Source organism: Mycolicibacterium obuense (genome assembly GCF_055397605.1).
Genome location: NZ_AP043663.1, coordinates 1905739 through 1924383 on the forward strand (window position 1 = coordinate 1905739; position 18645 = coordinate 1924383).

Genomic DNA, 18645 nt, shown 5'->3' on the forward strand with positions numbered 1-18645 from the left:
GGCCTGCGAGTTTTTTCGTCTCTGCCGGCGGGTCAGAGCCGTCTTGTCAGCGCGTCCGCGGCGGCCACCAGATCGGCGGCCCAGCGTGCGCCCGGGCGCCGTCCCATCCGGTCGATCGGTCCGGATACCGACACGGCGGCGATCACCGCACCGCGGCCGTCGCGCACCGGTGCCGACACGCTCGCCACCCCGGGTTCCCGTTCGGCCGCGCTCTGCGCCCAACCGCGCTTGCGTACCTCCGCCAGGGCGCGGTCGGTGAATGCCGCGTCGGCCAGAACGCTGCGCTGAGTGGCCGGATCCGCGTAGGCGAGCAGCACCTTGGCTCCGGAGCCGGCCGTCATCGGCAGTCGCGCGCCGACCGGCACGGTATCCCGCAGACCCGCAGGCGGTTCCAGCGCCGCGACACAGATCCGCGCGGTCCCGTCCCTGCGGTAGAGCTGCACACTTTCCCCGGTCAGCTCGCGCAGGCGCGGCAGCACCACCGCGCCCGCCGACACCAGGGGATCGCGGACATGGCTGCCCAGTTCGGCCAGTGCAGGGCCCAGGCACCACTGGCCATCGGCGTCGCGCGCAAGCAACCGGTGCGTTTCCAGCCCGACGGCCAGCCGGTGGGCGGTCGCCCGCGGCAGGGCCGTGCGGTCGCACAGATCCGCGAGACCGCAGGGAGACTCGGCGACCGCGTGAAGGACCGTCACCGCTTTGTCGAGCACGCCGATACCGCTATCCTGTCTCACACAGAGATACTAGCTTCCCAGATTGTGAGATCGTCAATGGACAAGGCGAACAACCCACGGACTCTCGCCGAGAAGGTGTGGAGCGATCACGTCGTCGCGGCGGGCGGCGGGCAGGGTGATGCCCGGGAGCCGGACCTCATCTACATCGATCTTCACCTCGTGCACGAGGTGACCAGCCCCCAGGCGTTCGACGGGCTGCGGTTGGCGGGAAGGCCGGTGCGGCGCCCCGATCTGACGATCGCGACCGAAGACCACAACGTGCCCACCGTCGACATCGACAAGCCGATCGCCGACCCGGTGTCGCGAACCCAAGTGGAGACGTTGCGGCGCAACTGCGCCGAATTCGGTGTGCGGCTGCACCCGATGGGCGATGCCGAGCAGGGGATCGTCCACATCATCGGCCCGCAACTGGGTCTGACCCAGCCCGGGATGACGGTCGTGTGCGGTGACAGCCACACCTCCACCCACGGCGCGTTCGGTGCGTTGGCCATGGGCATCGGCACCTCGGAGGTCGAGCACGTGCTGGCCACGCAGACACTTCCGTTGCGACCCTTCAAGACCATGGCCGTCAACGTCGACGGCGAGCTGCCGCCCGGGGTCAGCGCCAAGGACATCATCCTGGCCGTCATCGCCAAGATCGGGACCGGCGGCGGACAGGGGCACGTCATCGAATACCGGGGCAGTGCCATCGAATCGCTGTCCATGGAAGGTCGGATGACGATCTGCAACATGAGCATCGAGGCGGGCGCCCGAGCCGGCATGGTGGCACCGGACGACACCACCTTCGCCTTCCTCGAGGGTCGACCCCACGCCCCGAAGGGGGCCGCATGGGATGACGCGGTCGCTGCGTGGCGTCAACTCCGAACCGACGACGGTGCCGAATTCGACACCGAGGTCCACATCGACGCCGCCAGTCTCAGCCCGTTCGTCACGTGGGGAACCAATCCGGGCCAGGGTGTACCGCTGTCCGCCGCGGTGCCCGATCCGGAGGCGATGCTCGACGACGATCAGCGCCAGACGGCCGAAAAGGCGTTGGCATACATGGGTCTCGAAGCGGGTACCCCGATGCGTGACGTGGCCGTAGACGCCGTGTTCGTCGGCTCCTGCACCAACGGCCGGATCGAGGATCTGCGTGTGGTGGCCGACGTGCTGCGCGGTCGGTCCGTCGCCGACGGGGTTCGTATGCTGATCGTGCCCGGCTCGATGCGGGTGCGTGCGCAAGCCGAATCCGAAGGCCTGGGCGAGATCTTCACCGCGGCAGGCGCGGAATGGCGCCAGGCCGGCTGCTCGATGTGCTTGGGTATGAACCCCGACCAGCTCGCCCCCGGTGAGCGCTGCGCCTCGACGTCCAACCGCAATTTCGAGGGCCGGCAAGGCAAAGGTGGTCGTACACATCTGGTGTCGCCGGCCGTCGCCGCCGCGACCGCCGTCAGGGGCACCCTGTCGTCCCCGGCCGATCTGATCCCCGCGACCACCCACTGATAACGGAGACGCCGTCATGGAAGCATTCACCACTCACACCGGGATCGGCGTGCCGCTGCGCCGCTCCAATGTCGACACCGACCAGATCATCCCGGCGGTGTATCTGAAACGCGTGACGCGCACCGGATTCGAGGACGGTCTGTTCGCGGCGTGGCGCAACGATCCGTCGTTCGTCCTCAATCAGTCGCCATTCGACCGCGGCTCGGTTCTGGTGGCGGGGCCCGATTTCGGCACCGGCTCGTCACGCGAGCATGCGGTCTGGGCGCTGATGGACTTCGGCTTCCGGGTCGTCATCTCGTCACGATTCGCCGATATCTTCCGCGGCAACTCCGGCAAGGCCGGGCTGCTGGCGGCCGAAGTCGCCCAAGACGATGTCGAATTGTTGTGGAAGGTCATCGAGCAGCGTCCGGGGACGGAAATCACTGTCAATCTTCAAGATCGGACCATCGCGGCGGAAACGGTGCTGGTGCCGTTCAAGATTGATGACTACACCGCGTGGCGGCTGCTGGAGGGGCTCGACGATATCGGCCTCACGCTGCGGAAACTCGATCAGATCGAAGACTATGAGGCGCGGCGCCCGGAGTGGAAGCCGCGGACTCTGACGACCTGATCGGTGGCTGGCGGCGGTGAAATATCCGCTCTGCAATCCTCTTTTGGGGCGCCCCGGTAGGACACAAAGGGAGCCAAGCGGATTGAAAAAAGTTCGCTGAGATTTTCTGAAATTGCGCGTGGTTCTTGGAAATCAACGGGCAATGGGTTTACCGTGTCCTCTAGTCGGTCCAAAGAGGACCACAGTTCCCGGAGGTTTTGCATGAACAAGGCAGAGCTCATCGACGTACTCACTGAGAAGTTGGGCTCGGATCGTCGGCAAGCGACCGCCGCGGTCGAGAACGTCGTCGACACCATCGTGCGCGCCGTGCACAAGGGTGACAGCGTGACCATCACTGGCTTCGGTGTCTTCGAGCAGCGCCGCCGCGCCGCTCGTGTCGCCCGCAACCCGCGCACCGGTGAGACGGTGAAGGTCAAGCCGACGTCCGTTCCGGCGTTCCGCCCCGGCGCTCAGTTCAAAGCCGTTGTCGCGGGCGCACAGAAGCTTCCGGCCGAGGGTCCCGCCGTCAAGCGCGGCGTGACCGCTTCGAGCACCGCCCGCAAGGCGGCCAAGAAGGCTCCGGCCAAGAAGGCCGCGACCAAGGCTCCGGCGAAGAAGGCTGCGACCAAGGCTCCGGCGAAGAAGGCCGCCACCGCCACCAAGGCTCCCGCCAAGAAGGCCGCGACCAAGGCTCCGGCCAAGAAGGCCGCGACCAAGGCTCCGGCCAAGAAGGCTGCGACCAAGGCTCCGGCCAAGAAGGCCGCCGCCCCCGCCAAGAAGGCAGCGCCTGCCAAGAAGGCTCCGGCCAAGAAGGCTGCGACCAAGGCTCCGGCCAAGAAGGCCACCGCCGCCAAGAAGGCAGCGCCTGCCAAGAAGGCTCCCGCCAAGCGCGGTCGCAAGTAAGCAGTTTCGACCGCACACACAGCTTCACCGACGACGCCGTGGGCCCACGCCCACGGCGTTGTCGCGTATCGGGCTAGCGGGGCGCCAGCGGTGAGCTGATGTGGTCCGCGCTGATCAGCTGTTCGCCGGACAGCGTGAGTACCCACGTGCTGCCCTTGCGGTTCCGCGATTTGTCGGGGCGCACACCGTCGCGTTCACACCACCACGCGATCAGATCGGGGATGACCTCACCCTGCGTGCAGATCACGGGGTGAGACGTCGTACCGGCGATCTCCAGCACGCGCTGCCGGGCCCTCTTCGGCTTGTCCGCGTATGCCTCTGCCGTCAAAGCGGTTTCGGTGATCACCGGAACGCCCAATTCCTCGGCAAGCGGTCCGAGGGTTTGATGGCAGCGCACACGGTCGGCGGCGAACAGCTCGCCGGCGCCGAACGCCGTCAACAGATCCACCAGCGACTCAGCCTGTGCGCGGCCGTGCTTGTCCAGCGGGCGTTTGCGGTCATCACCGGAATAGCGTGACTTGCTTCCGGCGGTGGCGTGCCGCACGACGAGCACCGTCTGGGTGGCGACCGGCAACTTGACGAACCGACGGAGCACCTTGCGGTCCAGCGCGTAATGCACCTGGCTCATCGCGTCTTCGGCGGGCAGCCACTTCAGTTCGTCCACCTCTTCATTCGCCGCGAACTCACCCCGGACGCTGCGCGCCATCCAATAGCGGACCCTCTTCGTGGCGTCCCCGACGGGGTAACTCACCGATGCCAGCCGGCGCCCGAGATGCGCGCGGAAGCCCGTCTCCTCCTCTATCTCTCGCACCGCGGCGACCGGTTCGGTCTCTCCCCGCTCGAGTTTCCCCTTGGGCAGGGACCAGTCGTCGTAGCGCGGCCGATGGATCACCGCCACTTCCGGGGTGCCCGTGGATTCCTGTGGGCGCCACAGGACTGCGCCGGCGGCGAGGATGGGTTCGGTCTTCACAGCGCTTGGTGCCTGCTCTGCTCGATCGGACGATTACGGATGGCGGTGGCTTTCCATCAACGACACCTGGTGGTCTCGCACTGTCTGTCCTTCCTGTGGCAACGCTGTCCACTTTCCGTCGACGCCGAGCTCCCAGCACCGCGTCCGCGGATCCAGGGCGGATTCGAAGATGTTGCCGAGCGCTTCGGTCAACCGTGGGTCCTTGACCTGAGCCATGACCTCGACGCGGCGGTCCAGATTACGATGCATCATGTCGGCGCTGCCGATCCAGTATTCGTCGATGGCGCGGAAATGAATGATCCGTGAATGCTCGAGGAACCGGCCGAGGATCGAGCGCACGACGATGTTCTCCGAGAACCCTTCTCCGCCGGGCTTGAGCGCGCAGATACCGCGCACGACGACCTCGACCCGGACCCCGGCCTGGGAGGCCCGGTAGAGCGCATCGATGACCTGCTCGTCCACCAATGCGTTGGCTTTGAGGCGGATTCGCCCTTCGGCGCCGTCCCGGGTGGCCGCGATCTCGCGGTCGATGCGTTCGATGATGCCGCGGCGCACGCCGTACGGGGCGACGAGCAGGTTGCGGTAGGACTCCTTGCGGGAGTACCCGGTGAGCGAGTTGAACAGGTCGGTGAGGTCGGCGCCGATGTCCGGAGCCGCCGTCAGCAGGCCCACGTCTTCGTAGAGACGCGCGGTCTTCGGGTTGTAGTTGCCCGTGCCGATGTGGCAGTACCGGCGGATCATCGATCCCTCGCGTCGCACCACCAGGCACGTCTTGCAATGGGTCTTGAGCCCGATGAGTCCGTACACCACGTGCACGCCGGCCTGTTCGAGTGCGCGCGCCCACTTGATGTTGGCCTGTTCGTCGAACCGGGCCTTGATCTCGACCAACGCCACCACCTGCTTGCCTGCTTCGGCGGCGTCGATCAACGCGTTGACGATCGGGGAATCACCCGAGGTGCGATAGAGGGTCTGCTTGATCGCGAGCACGTTCGGGTCGGCAGCCGCCTGCTCGATGAAGCGTTGCACCGTGGTGGAGAACGAATCGTAGGGGTGGTGGACGAGGACGTCGCCGTCGCGCAGTGTCGCGAAAATGCTCTTGGGCGTCTCGCGTTCACCGAACGCCGGGGGTGTCGCCGGCACGAACGGACGGTCCTTCAGCGCCGGCCGGTCGACGCCGTAGACCTGCCACAGCGATGAGAGATCCAGCAGGCCGGGCACTTCCACGACGTCCCCGGGCGCCACGTCGAGTTCGCGCAGGAGCAGTTCGAGCATGCCCTCGGTCATGTCATCGGAGACTTCGAGGCGCACGGGGGAGCCGAACCTGCGCCGCGCGAGCTCACGCTCGAGCGCTTTGAGCAGGTCCTCGTCGCGGTCTTCCTCCACCTCGAAGTCGGCGTTGCGAGTGATCCGGAAAGCGTGGTGCTCCACGATTTCCAGGCCGGGGAACAGCACCGGCAGGAACGCGGCGATCAGCTCTTCCATCGGGAGGAAGCGCGCGACGTCCGAGGTGTTCTCCCGCGCCGCCAGCTCGACGAAGCGGTCCACGTTGTCGGGCACCTTGATTCGAGCGAAGTGCTGTCCGCCGTCGGGATGCTTGACGGTGATGGCGAGGTTGAGGCTCAGCCCACTCACGAACGGGAACGGGTGGGCGGGATCGACAGCCAGCGGCGTCAGCACCGGGAACACCTGCTCGTGGAAGTACGTGGAGAGCCGGCCGCGTTCGTTGTCGTCGAGTTCGGCCCACGTCACGATCACGATGCCCTCGTCGGCCAGCGCCGGGCGCACTGCGTCGAGGAACACCTGCGCGTGCCGGCTCGCGAGCTGCTGGGTGCGCTCGCTGATCCGGCGGAGTTGTTCGCGGGGAGACAGGCCGTCGGCCGAGCGGACGGACAGCCCCATCTCGTCGCGGCGCTTGAGACCGGCGACGCGCACCATGTAGAACTCGTCGAGGTTGGACGCGAAAATCGCCAGGAACTTCGCCCGCTCCAACAGGGGCAGCGATGGGTCAGCCGCCAGCGCCAGGACTCTGGCGTTGAAGTCGAGCCAACTCAACTCGCGGTTGAGGTAACGGTCTTCGGGAAGCGGGTTCTCGACTGCCGGCGATGTGGCGGCCGGGGGCGCCTCGGGCGCGGTGTCGGGTACAGCCGCTGACTTGCTGTCCCCGGAGGCCTCCGCCGTGGTGTCCGCGTCCTCCGGTCGGGTCTGCGCTTCGGTCATGCCCCGATGATTCCCTATTCGCGGGCGCCGCGGCTAGGAGGAGAGGTTCGCCGGGTACGCGTTCAGCGCAGCGCGCCGATCACCTGCGACGTCGCGGGCCCGACTCCGAGGAGGCGGGCGTCCAGAAGATCCTGGGCGGTGTCGATGTCGCACCGTAATCCCGGCCAGTCCCCGGTCAACTCCGCCGCGCCCGAACGGCGATGCCGGGCGGACGATTCAGCGCCGAACAGCGGGCGCAGGGGGACGCCGAACGCGAACAATGCCGCGGTCCCCGAGCCGTGCCGATCGCTCACGAAGCTGCGGGGATGGGCGCTGGCGGCGCTGATCGCCTCGGTGAGCTCGGCGACTCGGAGAGCCGGCAGATCGCCTTGCAGGGCAACCACATTGACGCTCTCGCGGCGGGCGAGCGCCTCACCGGCGGCCAGCGCGTTGTTGAGGGGGTCGCCGTGATTCGCCGGAGTGGGGTCGTCGAGAGCCAGCGCGCCCAGGCGGCCGGCGGCGGCCGCGGCGTCGGCGTCGGGTGTCACCACGATGATCGACCGGACCGCCGGCACCGCGGTGGCGGCGGCGATCGTGTCCTCGAGCATGGCGAGCACCACACCCCCGCGGGCGGCCGGCGGGAACGCCGGAGCCAGCCGGGTCTTGGCCGCGGTCAGACGCTTGACAGCGATCACCACGCTGACGCCCGCGTCCGGGGTTCGGGCGCCGGCGGCCGATGAGGTGGTCATGCCGGTCACGAGCGCCATCCTGCCAGCAGTTATTCCCGACTAGTCTTGGAGCCGTGGTCGAGGCTGCGGTGATGGGTGCAGGGGCATGGGGTACGGCACTGGCGAAGGTGCTGGCCGATGCAGGAAATGGAGTGAGGTTGTGGGCGCGCAACCCCGAGCGGGCCGCCGAGATCAACCGCACGCACTGCAACCCCGGATATCTCGACGTCCCCCTGCCGGCCTCGATCCGGGCCACCGGTGACTGTGCCGAAGCGCTCGACGGTGCCTGCACCGTGCTGCTCGCCGTACCGTCACAGACGCTGCGCGCCAACCTGACCGAGTGGGCACCGTATCTGGGTCACGACACCACCCTGGTGAGCGTGGCCAAGGGTATCGAGCTGGACACGCTGATGCGGATGAGCCAGGTGGTGGTGCAGGTGACCGGCGCCGACGCCGCCCGCGTCGCCGTGGTCACAGGACCCAATCTGGCCAGTGAGGTGGCCGCCGAACAGCCCGCCGCCACGGTCGTCGCATGCAGCGACTCCGGCCGTGCGGTCGCGTTGCAGCGGGCGTTGTCCACCGGATACTTCCGGCCCTACACCAACGCCGATGTGATCGGTGCCGAGATCGGCGGAGCGTGCAAGAACGTGATCGCCCTCGCGTCGGGGATGGCGGCGGGTGCGGGGTTGGGGGAGAACACCGCGGCCGCGATCATCACCCGCGGGCTGGCTGAGATCATGCGGCTGGGAATCGCGTTGGGCGCCAAGCCGGCAACGCTGGCCGGGTTGGCCGGCATCGGGGATCTCGTTGCGACGTGCATGTCCCCGCGTTCGCGCAATCGTTCCTTCGGGGAACGGCTGGGCCAGGGCGGCACGATGGAGGCGGCGATGGCCGCCACCGGCGGTCACGTCGCCGAGGGTGTGACCTCCTGCCGGTCGGTGCTGGCGTTGTCGGCGAGCTACGACGTCGAGATGCCGCTGACCGAAGCGGTGCACGGTGTGTGCCACAAGGGTCTGTCGGTCGAGGACGCGGTGGCGCTGCTGCTCGGTCGTTCCACGAAACCGGAGTGATCCCGTGACCTATGGCGAGACCTACGGCGATTCCACCCGCAGCCTGAAAGCTATTGCTGCTGAACATGTTCCGGGTGACCCGGTGGGGCCGGTACCGGTGCCGGCGGCGGCATACCACCTCGGTGCCGACGAGGACGACGCGCTGGACAGCTATGGCAGGCGGCACAACCCCACCTGGCGGCAGCTCGAATCGGCCCTCGCGACGCTGGAGGGCGCCGCCGCAGCGGTCGCGTTCGGATCGGGCATGGCGGCCATCACGTCGGTGCTACGCGCGGTGACCGAGCCGGGCAGCACGCTCGTCGTCCCGGCTGACGGTTACTACCAGGTGCGCGCCTACGCCACCGAATACCTCGCTCCTCGCGGCGTCACCGTCGTGCAGGCCACGTGCGCGCAGATGTGCGAGGCCGCCCGCGACGCCGACGTGGTGCTGGCCGAGACGCCGTCGAACCCGGGGTTGGATGTGGTGGATCTGCACCGCCTGGCGATGCAGTGCCGACCGCGCGGTGCTCTTCTGGTGGTGGACAACACGACGGCGACCCCGTTGGGGCAGCAGCCGCTGGCCCTGGGGGCCGACCTGGTGGTGGCCAGCGCCACCAAAGCGCTCTCCGGGCATCACGATCTGCTCGCCGGCTACGTCGCAGGCAACCGCGCCGATGTGATCGAGCGGCTGCAGCGCGAGCGACTGCTGGCCGGGCCCATCCTCGGCGCGTTCGAGGCGTGGCTCGTGCTGCGGGGCCTCGGCACGCTCGGCCTGCGCTTCGAACGGCAATGCCAGAACGCCGCGGCCGTCGCGATGATGCTGCGTTCGCACCCCGCGGTGACTGCCGTGCGCTACCCCGGTCTGCCCGACGATCCGTCCCACGCCATCGCGACCCGGCAGATGCGCCGCTTCGGCGGCATCGTCTCCGTCGAGCTGGCCGACGCCGATGCGGTACACGATCTCGTCCGCCGCAGTGCGCTGCTCGTCGGCGCCACCAGCTTCGGCGGCGTGCACACCTCGGTCGACCGCAGGGCCCGATGGGGCGACCCGGTGTCACCCGGCTTCGCCCGCATATCCTGCGGGATCGAGGACACCGACGACCTGCTGGCCGATATCGACTCGGCCCTCGCCGGGGCCGGCCGGTAGCCTCTCCAGACTGTGACTGCCCGCACCCGCGTTGCCGTCGTCTATGGCGGACGGAGTTCTGAGCACGCGATCTCGTGTGTCTCCGCAGGCAGCATCCTGCGCAACCTCGATCCGGGGCGGTTCGAGGTGGTCGCCGTCGGTATCACCCCGCACGGATCGTGGGTGCTCGGCGACGGCCGCCCCGACGGGCTGGCCATCACCGACGGCAGGCTGCCCGGTGTCAGCGAGGCCTCCGGAACCGCGCTCGCGCTGTCGCCCGATCCGGCCCGGCGCGGACAGCTGCTGTCGATGGGGGAGGCCGCCGGTGACGTGCTGGCCTCGGTCGACGTGGTCTTCCCGGTCCTGCACGGTCCCTACGGTGAAGACGGCACCATCCAGGGCCTGCTCGAGCTGGCCGGCGTGCCCTACGTCGGCGCCGGTGTCCTCGCCAGCGCCGTCGGCATGGACAAGGAGTTCACCAAGAAGCTGCTGGCCGCCGCCGACCTGCCGATCGGCGACCAGATCGTGCTGCGGCCCCAGGACAGCACGGTGTCGCTGACCGACCGCGAGCGTCTCGGGCTGCCCGTCTTCGTCAAACCGGCCCGCGGCGGCTCGTCGATCGGGGTCAGCCGCGTCACCTCATGGGATCTGCTGCCGTCGGCGATCGAGCTGGCGCGGCGCCACGATCCGAAGGTGATCGTCGAAGCCGCCGTGCTCGGCCGCGAATTGGAGTGCGGGGTGCTCGAGTTCCCCGACGGCCGGCTCGACGCCAGCACCGTCGGCGAGATTCGCGTCGCCGGGGTACGCGGCCGCGACGACGGCTTCTACGATTTCGAGACCAAATACCTCGACGACGCGGCCGAACTCGACGTCCCGGCCAAGATCGACGACGACGCCGCCGACGAGATCCGCGCCCTGTCGATCCGGGCCTTCCAGGCCATCGACTGTCAGGGCTTGGCCCGCGTCGACTTCTTCCTCACCGACGACGGCCCGGTCATCAACGAGATCAACACGATGCCGGGCTTCACCACGATCTCGATGTATCCGCGCATGTGGGCGGCCAGCGGCGTCGACTACCCGACGCTGCTCGCCACGATGGTGGACACCGCCGTCGCCCGCGGCACCGGCCTGCGCTAGCTGCTAGGCCGCGGGACCTGGATCGGCCGGCTGGGCCGGCAATGTCGCGGTCACGGCCGTCGACACCGTCTGGATGGCGTCGGGACCCGAATCGCGCGGCAGCGTCAGCGCCACGTAGACCGGCCGGTCGACCGCGAACCAGGTGGCCCGATCGGCATCGCTCGGATCCTGGACCCGGAACCACGACACCGCGTCGACCACGGTGAGCGGTGCTCCGACCACGAAGTCCGCCGGGCGTTCCACGCCGCACCGCAGCACCAGCGGCTCGCCGCCGTCGTCGCGCTGCCACGCGACTGCCCCGGCCGGGGCGGGCTCGACCAGCGGCGCGCGCCGGTAGTCACCCACTTTCTCGGGCAGCGTGCCGATCAGGCGGGCGCACTCGGGGCCGTCTGCACGCGGGGCGGGCACCGCCGAAAGTGCCACGGGCGCGGGACCGCGCTGGTGTTGAGTGACCGCGGCGAACACGAGGAACCCGACGGCCGCACCGACCGCGAGCACGACCGCCGCGATCAGCGCAGCGCGGGGCGGACCGTCGCCGGGGGTGTCGGCCATGGCGACACTCTACGGGCGGGCCACCTACGCCATCGCGCCGGCAATCGGGCACGTCAGCGTCCGCGTGATGCCCGCGACCTGCTGCACCGTGGGCACGACGGCCGACGTCAGCTCGGCCAGCGTGGGGGCCCCTGCCCGCACGATCACGTCATAGGGTCCCGTCACCGCCTCCGACGACAACACACCGGGAAGGCCGGCGAGCTGCTTGGCGACGATCTCGGCGCGGCCGACTTCGGTCTGGATGAGCACGAAAGCCTCGACCACGCCGTGATCCCTCCGTTCGGTCTGCGCAGACACCGGCGGCGTCGACGGCGGCGCATAAACTCTGTGGGAAATTCAAGGTACCGCAGGTGAGCCCGGCGTTCAGGCCACGATCCTTCGCAGGCGAGGAGAGCAGACATGGCCGACGGCACGCTGGCAGCAGACGGCGAGTTCGCGGTCATCGACCGATTGGTCAGCGGGCGCCGGCAGCCGCCGTCCGTCGTCGTCGGGCCGGGCGACGACGCCGCGGTCCTGAAGGGCACGGGCGCGACCGCGGTGAGCACCGACATGTTGGTCGAAGGCAGGCACTTTCGGCTGGACTGGTCGACCCCGTACGACATCGGGCGAAAAGCCATCGCGCAGAACGCCTCTGACATCGAGGCGATGGGCGGCCGCGCCACCGCGTTCGTCGTCGGCTACGGCGCCCCCGGCGACACCGAGACAGCGCAGGCCGTCGCGCTGTCCGACGGACTGTGGGACGAGGCCACGCGGGTCGGCGCCGGCATCGTCGGCGGCGACATGGTGGCCGCGCCGCAGTGGGTGGTCTCGGTGACCGTGCTGGGTGACCTCGACGGCCGACCGCCCGTGTTGCGCGGTGGCGCCAGGCCCGGTGACGTGGTTGCGGTCGTGGGCGAACTCGGTCGGTCGGCCGCGGGTTACGCGCTGTGGCACAACGACATCGAGGGATTCGAGGCGTTACGTCGTCGCCACCTGGTGCCGGCGCCACCGTACGGGCAGGGCGCTGCCGCAGCGCGGGCAGGCGCCACGGCCATGACCGATGTCTCCGACGGGCTGCTCGCCGATCTCGGGCACATCGCGGCCGCATCGGGGGTCCACGTCGACCTCGCCGTCGCGCTGCTGCACGACGACCTCGACGCGCTCGGACCGGCCGCGCACGCCGCCGGAGTCGACCCCCGGCACTGGGTGCTCGGCGGTGGTGAAGATCACGCCCTGGTGGCGACGTTCCCGGACGAACCGCCTCCCGGTTGGCGCGCGATCGGGCGGGTGCGGCGTCCCGCAGCGGGATTCGGTGCGGGCGCGGTCACCGTCGACGGTGCGGCGTGGACCGGCAATGCCGGTTGGCAGTCCTATTAAGGGCCTAATGAGGGCCTATTGAGCGCCTAGTGAGTGCCTACTGATCGCCGGGGCGCTAAGTTGGCCTGTCGTGACAGCACGCCCCCTGCAGGACTTGGTCGACGAATCGTGGGCGAGCGCCCTGGAGCCGGTGCACGCCCGTGTCACCGAGATGGGGGAGTTCCTGCGCGCGGAACTCTCTGCCGGACACCGCTACCTCCCCACGGGAGCGCAGGTGTTGCGGGCGTTCACGTATCCCTTCGACGAGGTCCGTGTCCTCATCGTCGGTCAGGACCCGTACCCGACCCCCGGTCATGCTGTCGGGCTGAGCTTCTCCGTCGGCTCTGATGTGCGCCCCCTGCCGCGCAGCCTGTCCAACATCTACACCGAGTATCAGCAGGATCTCGGCTACCCGGCGCCCGCCAACGGGGACCTGACCCCGTGGTCCGAGCAGGGTGTCATGCTGCTGAACAGGGTGCTGACCGTGCGCCCCGGGACGCCGGCCTCGCATCGGGGCAAGGGCTGGGAAGCCGTCACCGAGTGCGCGATCCGGGCCTTGGTCGCCCGGGAACGCCCGCTGGTGGCGGTGCTGTGGGGACGAGACGCCGCCACCCTCAAGCCGATGCTCGGTGACACGGCCATCATCGAGTCAGCGCACCCGTCGCCGCTGTCGGCGTCACGGGGCTTCTTCGGGTCGCGACCGTTCAGCAGGGCCAACGAGCTGTTGACGCAGATGGGTGCCGAGCCGGTGGATTGGCGCCTGCCGTAGCAGGGCGGGCCGATCGGGAGTGACGAAGTGTGGTGTGGACGGCAATCAGCCGCGGGTGACCTTGCCGGCCTTCAGGCAGGAGGTGCACACGTTCACGCGCTGCTTGTTGCCGCCCGGACGGGCCACTGCGCGCACCGACTGGATGTTCGGATTCCACCGACGGCTCGTCCGGCGATGGGAGTGCGACACCGACTTACCGAAGCCGGGGCCCTTCCCGCAGATATCGCACACGGCAGCCATAGTGAGAACTCCTCATAAGTCAGCGCTTGGGGGTCAACGACCTGACGGGTGACCCGACAACCCGATCAGACTACCGGGCTGCCCCGAGGTTCGCCAAAACGGCATCCATCGCTCTCCCAAGCTGTCAACAACCCCGAGCTCGCCACCTGCTCGCTGTCCGAGGTAGTGGCTAGGCTGGCGCGGGCGCGCGCTCGTTTCGGCGCAGCGGCGCCCTGGCGTGCGGAGGTGAGAATGTCGGCTCGGCGGCTCGATGCATCGGCGCTGCGCAGCTGGGCCCACACCGCGGTATCGGATCTGATCAGCCACACCGATGAGATCAACGCACTGAACGTCTTCCCCGTCGCGGACGCCGACACCGGTACCAACATGCTGTTCACGATGCGCGCTGCCTGGGCGCACGCCGACTCCGCCGCCGCCGGCGACGACGTGACCGCGGTGGCGGCCGCGCTCGCCGACGGGGCGCTGCGCGGCGCGCGCGGCAACTCCGGGGTGATCCTGTCGCAGATTCTGCGTGCCCTGGCCGACGTCACCACTGCCGCCGGCGAGGACCGCGTGATCGCCGACATCGACGGCCGGCTGCTCGCCGCGGCGATGCGCCATGCCGTCACGCTGGTCGTCACCTCGATGGGCGAGGCCGTGCCCGGCACCATCACCTCGGTGCTGCAGGACGCCGCGGAGGCAGCCGCCCGGGAAGCCGACGACGGTGACGGCGGAGAGGCAGAGCTCTCCGAGGTGGTGGCTGCCGCCTCCCAGGCCGCCGTCGCTGCGCTGGACCGCACCCCGACACAGCTCGACGTGCTCGCCGACGCCGGTGTGGTGGACGCAGGCGGCCGGGGCCTGCTGGTTCTTCTCGACGCGCTGACCACCACGCTCACCGGGCGCGCACAGCCCCGCCCGCGGTACCGTCCCGAACCCGTCGATGCTGCGGCCGCGGAGCCGGCCCGCTCCGTGACCGCTGTGTCGAAGGCGCTGATGACCCCGCAGTTCGAGGTCATGTACCTGCTCAGCGGTGCCGAGCCGGCAGGAGTGGAGGTATTGCGGGCACGCCTGGACGAGCTCGGCGAATCCGTCGCCATCGCGGCGTCGGCGGAGACGGGCCGGTACTCCGTTCACGTCCATGTCGACGACGCGGGTGCCGCCGTGGAGGCCGCCCTGCAGGTCGGTGTTCCCAGCCGCATCCAGATCACGTCGCTGACCGGCGGCGCTGACCGTCACCCGGCGGGCGGCTGGGCGCGGGAGCGCGCCGTCTTGGCCGTCGTCGACGGAGACGGCGCCGAGGAGCTGTTCACCAGCGAGGGCGCGCAGATCCTGCGCCCGGAGCCCGGGCTACCGGTGAGCGCTCACCAGTTGCTCCACGCGTTGGTCAACACCGGCGCCGAACACGTCATGGTGCTGCCCAATGGTTACGTCGCCGCCGAGGAGCTGCTCGCCGGCTGGGCAGTGGCGTCGGACTGGGGGATCACGATGGTGCCCGTGTATTCCGGCTCGATGGTGCAGGGGCTGGCCGCGCTGGCCGTGCACGATCCGGGCCATCGACCGGTCGACGACGGCTACACCATGACCAGGGCCGCGGCCGGGGTGCGCCACGGATCGGTGCGCGTCGCCGCCGAAGAAGCGCTGACGTGGGCCGGTGCGTGCCGGCCGGGGGACGGACTGGGAATCGCCGGTGACGAGGTCGTCCTCGTGGGCGACAGCGTGGCCGCTGTGGGTGCCGGGCTGATCGACCTGTTGCTGGCCGCCGGTGGCGAGCTGGTGACCGTACTCACCGGCTCAGGCGTCGGGCCCGACGTCGCCGATGCCCTGCGCGACCACGTCCACCGCGAACACCCGGGGACCGACATGGTCAGTTTCCACACCGGCCACGGCGGCGACGTGCTGCTGATCGGAGTCGAATGACGTGGCGACACTGAGTGATCGGCTCGACTTCGTGTTGGGCAGCAAGGCTGCCGAGCCGCTCGAGGAGCATCTGGGGCTGCGTACCTGCGGTGACCTGGTGCGGTACTTCCCCCGCAAGTACAGCGACGCCATGAGCGTGCGCGACGAGGGTGAGGAGCTCGATCTCGAAGAAGGCGAGCACGTCACGTTCGTCGACGTCATCACCGAGGCGACTCTGCGCTACACCAACCGGCAACCCAAGCGGGAATTCCTGGTCGTGACGCTGGGGCAACGCAGGCCCAAGGTCACCGCCACGTTCTTCAACGCCAAGTACCTGAAGCATTCACTGGTCAAGGGCGCCAAAGTGATGCTGTCGGGCGAGGTCGGGTACTTCCGGGGCGTCATGCAGCTCACGCATCCGGCGTTCCTGATCCTGCGCGACGACGGCACCATGAAGGGCACCAAATCCCTGTCGACGATCGCCGACGCCGCCGGGGCCGCCGGAACGGACGTCCTCGCTGCGTTCGAGAAGGAGTACTTCCCGATCTACCCGGCGACGGCCAAGGTGCAGACCTGGGACATCTACGCCTGTATGCGCCAGATGCTGGCCGTGCTGGACCCCGTACCCGATCCGTTACCCGAATGGGTTGTGCGAGAACATGATCTGATGTCCGAGGACGCTGCGTTGCGGGCGGTGCACATCTCCGAAGACACCCGCGAGCGGGAACGGGCGATCGAACGCCTCACCTACGACGAGGCGATCGGGCTGCAGTGGGGTCTGGTGGTGCGCCGGCACAGTGAGCTGAGCGGCACCGGACCCGCCGCCGCGCCCCGCGACGACGGGCTGGCGGCCGCGATGACGGCGCAGCTGCCGTTCGAGCTGACTGCCGGGCAGCGCGACGTACTCGACGTGATCTCTGCCGAGCTCGCCGGGGCACACCCGATGAATCGGATGCTGCAGGGCGAAGTCGGTTCCGGCAAAACGGTTGTCGCACTGCTGGCGATGCTCCAGATGATCGACGCCGGTTACCAGTGTGCGCTGCTCGCGCCGACCGAGGTGCTCGCCGCGCAGCACGCCCAGTCGATCCGCGCCATGCTGGGGCCGCTGGCGATGGCGGGCCAACTCGGCGGCACCGATCAAGCCACCGCGGTGACCTTGCTGACCGGCTCGATGTCGGCGCAGCAGAAGCGCGATGCCCGCCGGGAGGTGGCCGGCGGAACCTCCGGCATCGTGATCGGCACGCACGCGCTGCTGCAGGATGCCGTGGAATTCGAGAACCTCGGCATGGTCGTCGTCGACGAGCAGCACCGGTTCGGTGTCGAGCAGCGAGATCGATTGCGCGCCAAAGCTCCTGAAGGCATCACCCCGCATCTTCTGGTGATGACGGCGACACCGATTCCGAGGACGGTGGCGCTCACGGTCTACGGCGACCTCGAGACGTCGACGTTGCGGGAGCTGCCGCGCGGCCGCCAGCCCATCACGACGACCGCGATCTTCGTCAGGGAGAAGCCGACGTGGCTCTCGCGCGCCTGGCAGCGCGTCGTCGAAGAGGTCGGTGCCGGTCGCCAGGCGTACGTGGTGGCCTCCCGCATCGACGAGAACGACAAGCCGGCCAAGGGTGGCGGGCGCGACGCGGGACAGGGTGGGCCTCCGCCGGTCACCGTGGTCCAGATGTTCGAGCGGCTCAGCAACGGGCCGTTGGCCGGGTTGCGGTTGGGTCTGATGCACGGGCGGCTCGCCGCGGAGGACAAGGATGCGGTGATGGCGGCGTTCCGCGCCGGCGACATCGACGTTCTGGTGTGTACGACGGTGATCGAGGTGGGGGTCGACGTGCCCAACGCCACGGTGATGGTGGTGATGGATGCCGACCGCTTCGGCATCAGCCAGCTGCATCAGCTGCGTGGCCGGATCGGCCGCGGCCAGCATCCCAGCCTGTGTCTGCTGGCCACCAACCTTCCGGAGACCTCGAAGGCGGGGCAGCGCCTCAGGGCGGTCGCCGGCACGCTGGACGGGTTCGCCCTCGCCGATCTCGATCTGCTCGAGCGCAGTGAGGGCGACGTACTGGGTCTGCACCAATCCGGCCGCGCGATCACCCTGCGTTTTCTGTCCCTGGCTCTCCATCGCGAGATCATCGAGACCGCAAAAGAGTTGTGCGAGAAGGTGTTCGATCAGGATCCGCAGGACCCCGGGATGGCGGTCCTGTCGGCTCCGTTCGTCGACGCCGACCGCGTGCAATACCTGGACATGTCGTGACGCGCAGGCAGCTGCTGTGGCTCGCGGTCGCCTCAGCTCTGGCCGTCATCGTCGCCGTCCAGGTCGGCACCTCACCGCGCGGGCCGTCGCGCTTCATCGCCCAGGCTGACATCCCCACCGTCGCGCCGGGTGTCGACGTCCTCGCGGGCGTCGCCGAGATCCCTGCACGCACGCGCAGCCACGACTATCGCCGCGATGCGTTCGGCGAATCGTGGACAGACGACACCACGGCTCCCGGCGGACACAACGGCTGCGACACCCGCAACGACATCCTCGACCGCGACCTGAGTGAGAAGACGTACGTGGCGATCAAGCGGTGCCCCACCGCGGTGGCGACCGGCACTCTCCTCGATCCCTACACCAGCAGCGTCGTCGCGTTCACCCGCGGCAACCAGATCGGTGCCGCGGTGCAGATCGACCACATCGTCCCCCTGGCGCTGGCCTGGGACCTCGGGGCCCGCGGCTGGCCGGACGACCTGCGCACCCGATTCGCCAACGACCCGGCCAATCTGCTGGCGGTCGACGGACAGGCCAATCAGGACAAGGGAGACAAGGAGCCGGCGCTGTGGATGCCGCCGAATGCGGCATTCCACTGCCAGTACGCCATGCAGTTCATCGCGGTTCTGCGCGGCTACGGGCTACCGGTCGACGCGCCGTCGGTGCCGGTGCTGCGGGAGGCTGCCGCGACCTGCCCGACGGGCTGAGC

General features: G+C 69.0%; 18 protein-coding genes. 11 read left to right on the plus strand and 7 right to left on the minus strand.

Annotation, left to right across the window (positions count from 1 at the left end; all coding sequences use genetic code 11):
- Positions 1–32 precede the first annotated feature (32 nt).
- Positions 33–734, minus strand: a complete 702-nt coding sequence (locus ACZ50N_RS09060; RefSeq protein WP_046362351.1) for an IclR family transcriptional regulator — start codon at positions 732–734, stop codon at positions 33–35.
- Positions 735–770: 36 nt separating this feature from the next.
- Here ACZ50N_RS09060 and leuC point away from each other — a divergent pair, with 36 nt between their 5' ends.
- From leuC to ACZ50N_RS09075, 3 genes are all read left to right on the plus strand, one after another.
- Positions 771–2216: a 3-isopropylmalate dehydratase large subunit gene (gene leuC / locus ACZ50N_RS09065; protein WP_048425291.1), complete on the plus strand. Its 1446-nt coding sequence runs from the start codon at positions 771–773 to the stop codon at positions 2214–2216.
- A 16-nt stretch (positions 2217–2232) separates the two neighbouring features.
- Positions 2233–2826: a 3-isopropylmalate dehydratase small subunit gene (gene leuD, locus ACZ50N_RS09070; RefSeq protein ID WP_046362349.1), complete on the plus strand. Its 594-nt coding sequence runs from the start codon at positions 2233–2235 to the stop codon at positions 2824–2826.
- 201 nt (positions 2827–3027) lie between these two features.
- Positions 3028–3708, plus strand: coding sequence for an HU family DNA-binding protein (locus tag ACZ50N_RS09075; RefSeq protein ID WP_046362348.1), 681 nt, complete (start codon positions 3028–3030; stop codon positions 3706–3708).
- Between the two features lie 73 nt (positions 3709–3781).
- Here ACZ50N_RS09075 and mutT1 read toward each other — a convergent pair whose 3' ends face one another.
- From mutT1 to cofC, 3 genes are all read right to left on the minus strand, one after another.
- Positions 3782–4678: an 8-oxo-(d)GTP phosphatase MutT1 gene (gene mutT1 / locus ACZ50N_RS09080; protein WP_046362347.1), complete on the minus strand. Its 897-nt coding sequence runs from the start codon at positions 4676–4678 to the stop codon at positions 3782–3784.
- Between the two features lie 33 nt (positions 4679–4711).
- On the minus strand, positions 4712–6895 hold the full coding sequence (locus ACZ50N_RS09085; protein WP_464475193.1) for an RNA degradosome polyphosphate kinase: 2184 nt from the start codon (positions 6893–6895) through the stop codon (positions 4712–4714).
- 62 nt (positions 6896–6957) lie between these two features.
- Complete coding sequence (gene cofC / locus ACZ50N_RS09090) at positions 6958–7623, minus strand: 2-phospho-L-lactate guanylyltransferase (protein ID WP_046676524.1); 666 nt, start codon at positions 7621–7623, stop codon at positions 6958–6960.
- A 53-nt stretch (positions 7624–7676) separates the two neighbouring features.
- On the opposite strand from cofC, the gene ACZ50N_RS09095 reads away from it, so the two are divergent.
- Genes ACZ50N_RS09095 through ACZ50N_RS09105 form a run of 3 tightly spaced genes read left to right on the plus strand, consistent with a single transcriptional unit; the run spans position 7677 to position 10914 of the window.
- Entirely contained in the window at positions 7677–8672 is a 996-nt protein-coding gene (locus ACZ50N_RS09095; RefSeq protein ID WP_236694426.1) for an NAD(P)H-dependent glycerol-3-phosphate dehydrogenase, read from the plus strand.
- A gap of 4 nt (positions 8673–8676) precedes the next feature.
- Positions 8677–9798, plus strand: a complete 1122-nt coding sequence (locus ACZ50N_RS09100) for a cystathionine gamma-lyase (protein ID WP_133413245.1) — start codon at positions 8677–8679, stop codon at positions 9796–9798.
- A 12-nt stretch (positions 9799–9810) separates the two neighbouring features.
- The gene (locus ACZ50N_RS09105; RefSeq protein ID WP_046362344.1) at positions 9811–10914 is read left to right on the plus strand and encodes a D-alanine--D-alanine ligase family protein; all 1104 of its coding nucleotides are present in this window, start codon (positions 9811–9813) and stop codon (positions 10912–10914) included.
- 3 nt (positions 10915–10917) lie between these two features.
- Here ACZ50N_RS09105 and ACZ50N_RS09110 read toward each other — a convergent pair whose 3' ends face one another.
- Positions 10918–11466 (minus strand): DUF3515 domain-containing protein, encoded by a 549-nt coding sequence (locus tag ACZ50N_RS09110; protein ID WP_046362343.1) that lies wholly within the window; start codon positions 11464–11466, stop codon positions 10918–10920.
- 24 nt (positions 11467–11490) lie between these two features.
- On the minus strand, positions 11491–11730 hold the full coding sequence (locus tag ACZ50N_RS09115) for an Lrp/AsnC ligand binding domain-containing protein (RefSeq protein ID WP_464468442.1): 240 nt from the start codon (positions 11728–11730) through the stop codon (positions 11491–11493).
- 135 nt (positions 11731–11865) lie between these two features.
- On the opposite strand from ACZ50N_RS09115, the gene ACZ50N_RS09120 reads away from it, so the two are divergent.
- Together ACZ50N_RS09120 and ACZ50N_RS09125 are read left to right on the plus strand one after the other, a co-directional pair.
- On the plus strand, positions 11866–12822 hold the full coding sequence (locus ACZ50N_RS09120) for a thiamine-phosphate kinase (RefSeq protein WP_464475194.1): 957 nt from the start codon (positions 11866–11868) through the stop codon (positions 12820–12822).
- Between the two features lie 70 nt (positions 12823–12892).
- Positions 12893–13570, plus strand: coding sequence for a uracil-DNA glycosylase (locus ACZ50N_RS09125; protein ID WP_048425295.1), 678 nt, complete (start codon positions 12893–12895; stop codon positions 13568–13570).
- 45 nt (positions 13571–13615) lie between these two features.
- Here ACZ50N_RS09125 and rpmB read toward each other — a convergent pair whose 3' ends face one another.
- Positions 13616–13810 carry a 50S ribosomal protein L28 gene (gene rpmB, locus ACZ50N_RS09130; RefSeq protein WP_014815134.1) on the minus strand — a complete coding sequence of 65 codons (195 nt, stop codon included), beginning with the start codon at positions 13808–13810 and terminating at the stop codon, positions 13616–13618.
- A 231-nt stretch (positions 13811–14041) separates the two neighbouring features.
- Between rpmB and ACZ50N_RS09135 the strand changes: the two genes are divergently transcribed.
- From ACZ50N_RS09135 to ACZ50N_RS09145, 3 genes are read left to right on the plus strand one after another with little or no spacing between them, the layout of a single operon-like run.
- Positions 14042–15706, plus strand: a complete 1665-nt coding sequence (locus tag ACZ50N_RS09135) for a fatty acid kinase ATP-binding subunit FakA (protein ID WP_133413244.1) — start codon at positions 14042–14044, stop codon at positions 15704–15706.
- 1 nt (position 15707) lies between these two features.
- Positions 15708–17939 (plus strand): ATP-dependent DNA helicase RecG, encoded by a 2232-nt coding sequence (recG, locus tag ACZ50N_RS09140; protein WP_464475195.1) that lies wholly within the window; start codon positions 15708–15710, stop codon positions 17937–17939.
- Entirely contained in the window at positions 17936–18643 is a 708-nt protein-coding gene (locus tag ACZ50N_RS09145) for an HNH endonuclease family protein (RefSeq protein WP_046362338.1), read from the plus strand. The genes recG and ACZ50N_RS09145 overlap by 4 nt, the downstream gene beginning before the upstream one ends.
- Positions 18644–18645: the final 2 nt, after the last annotated feature.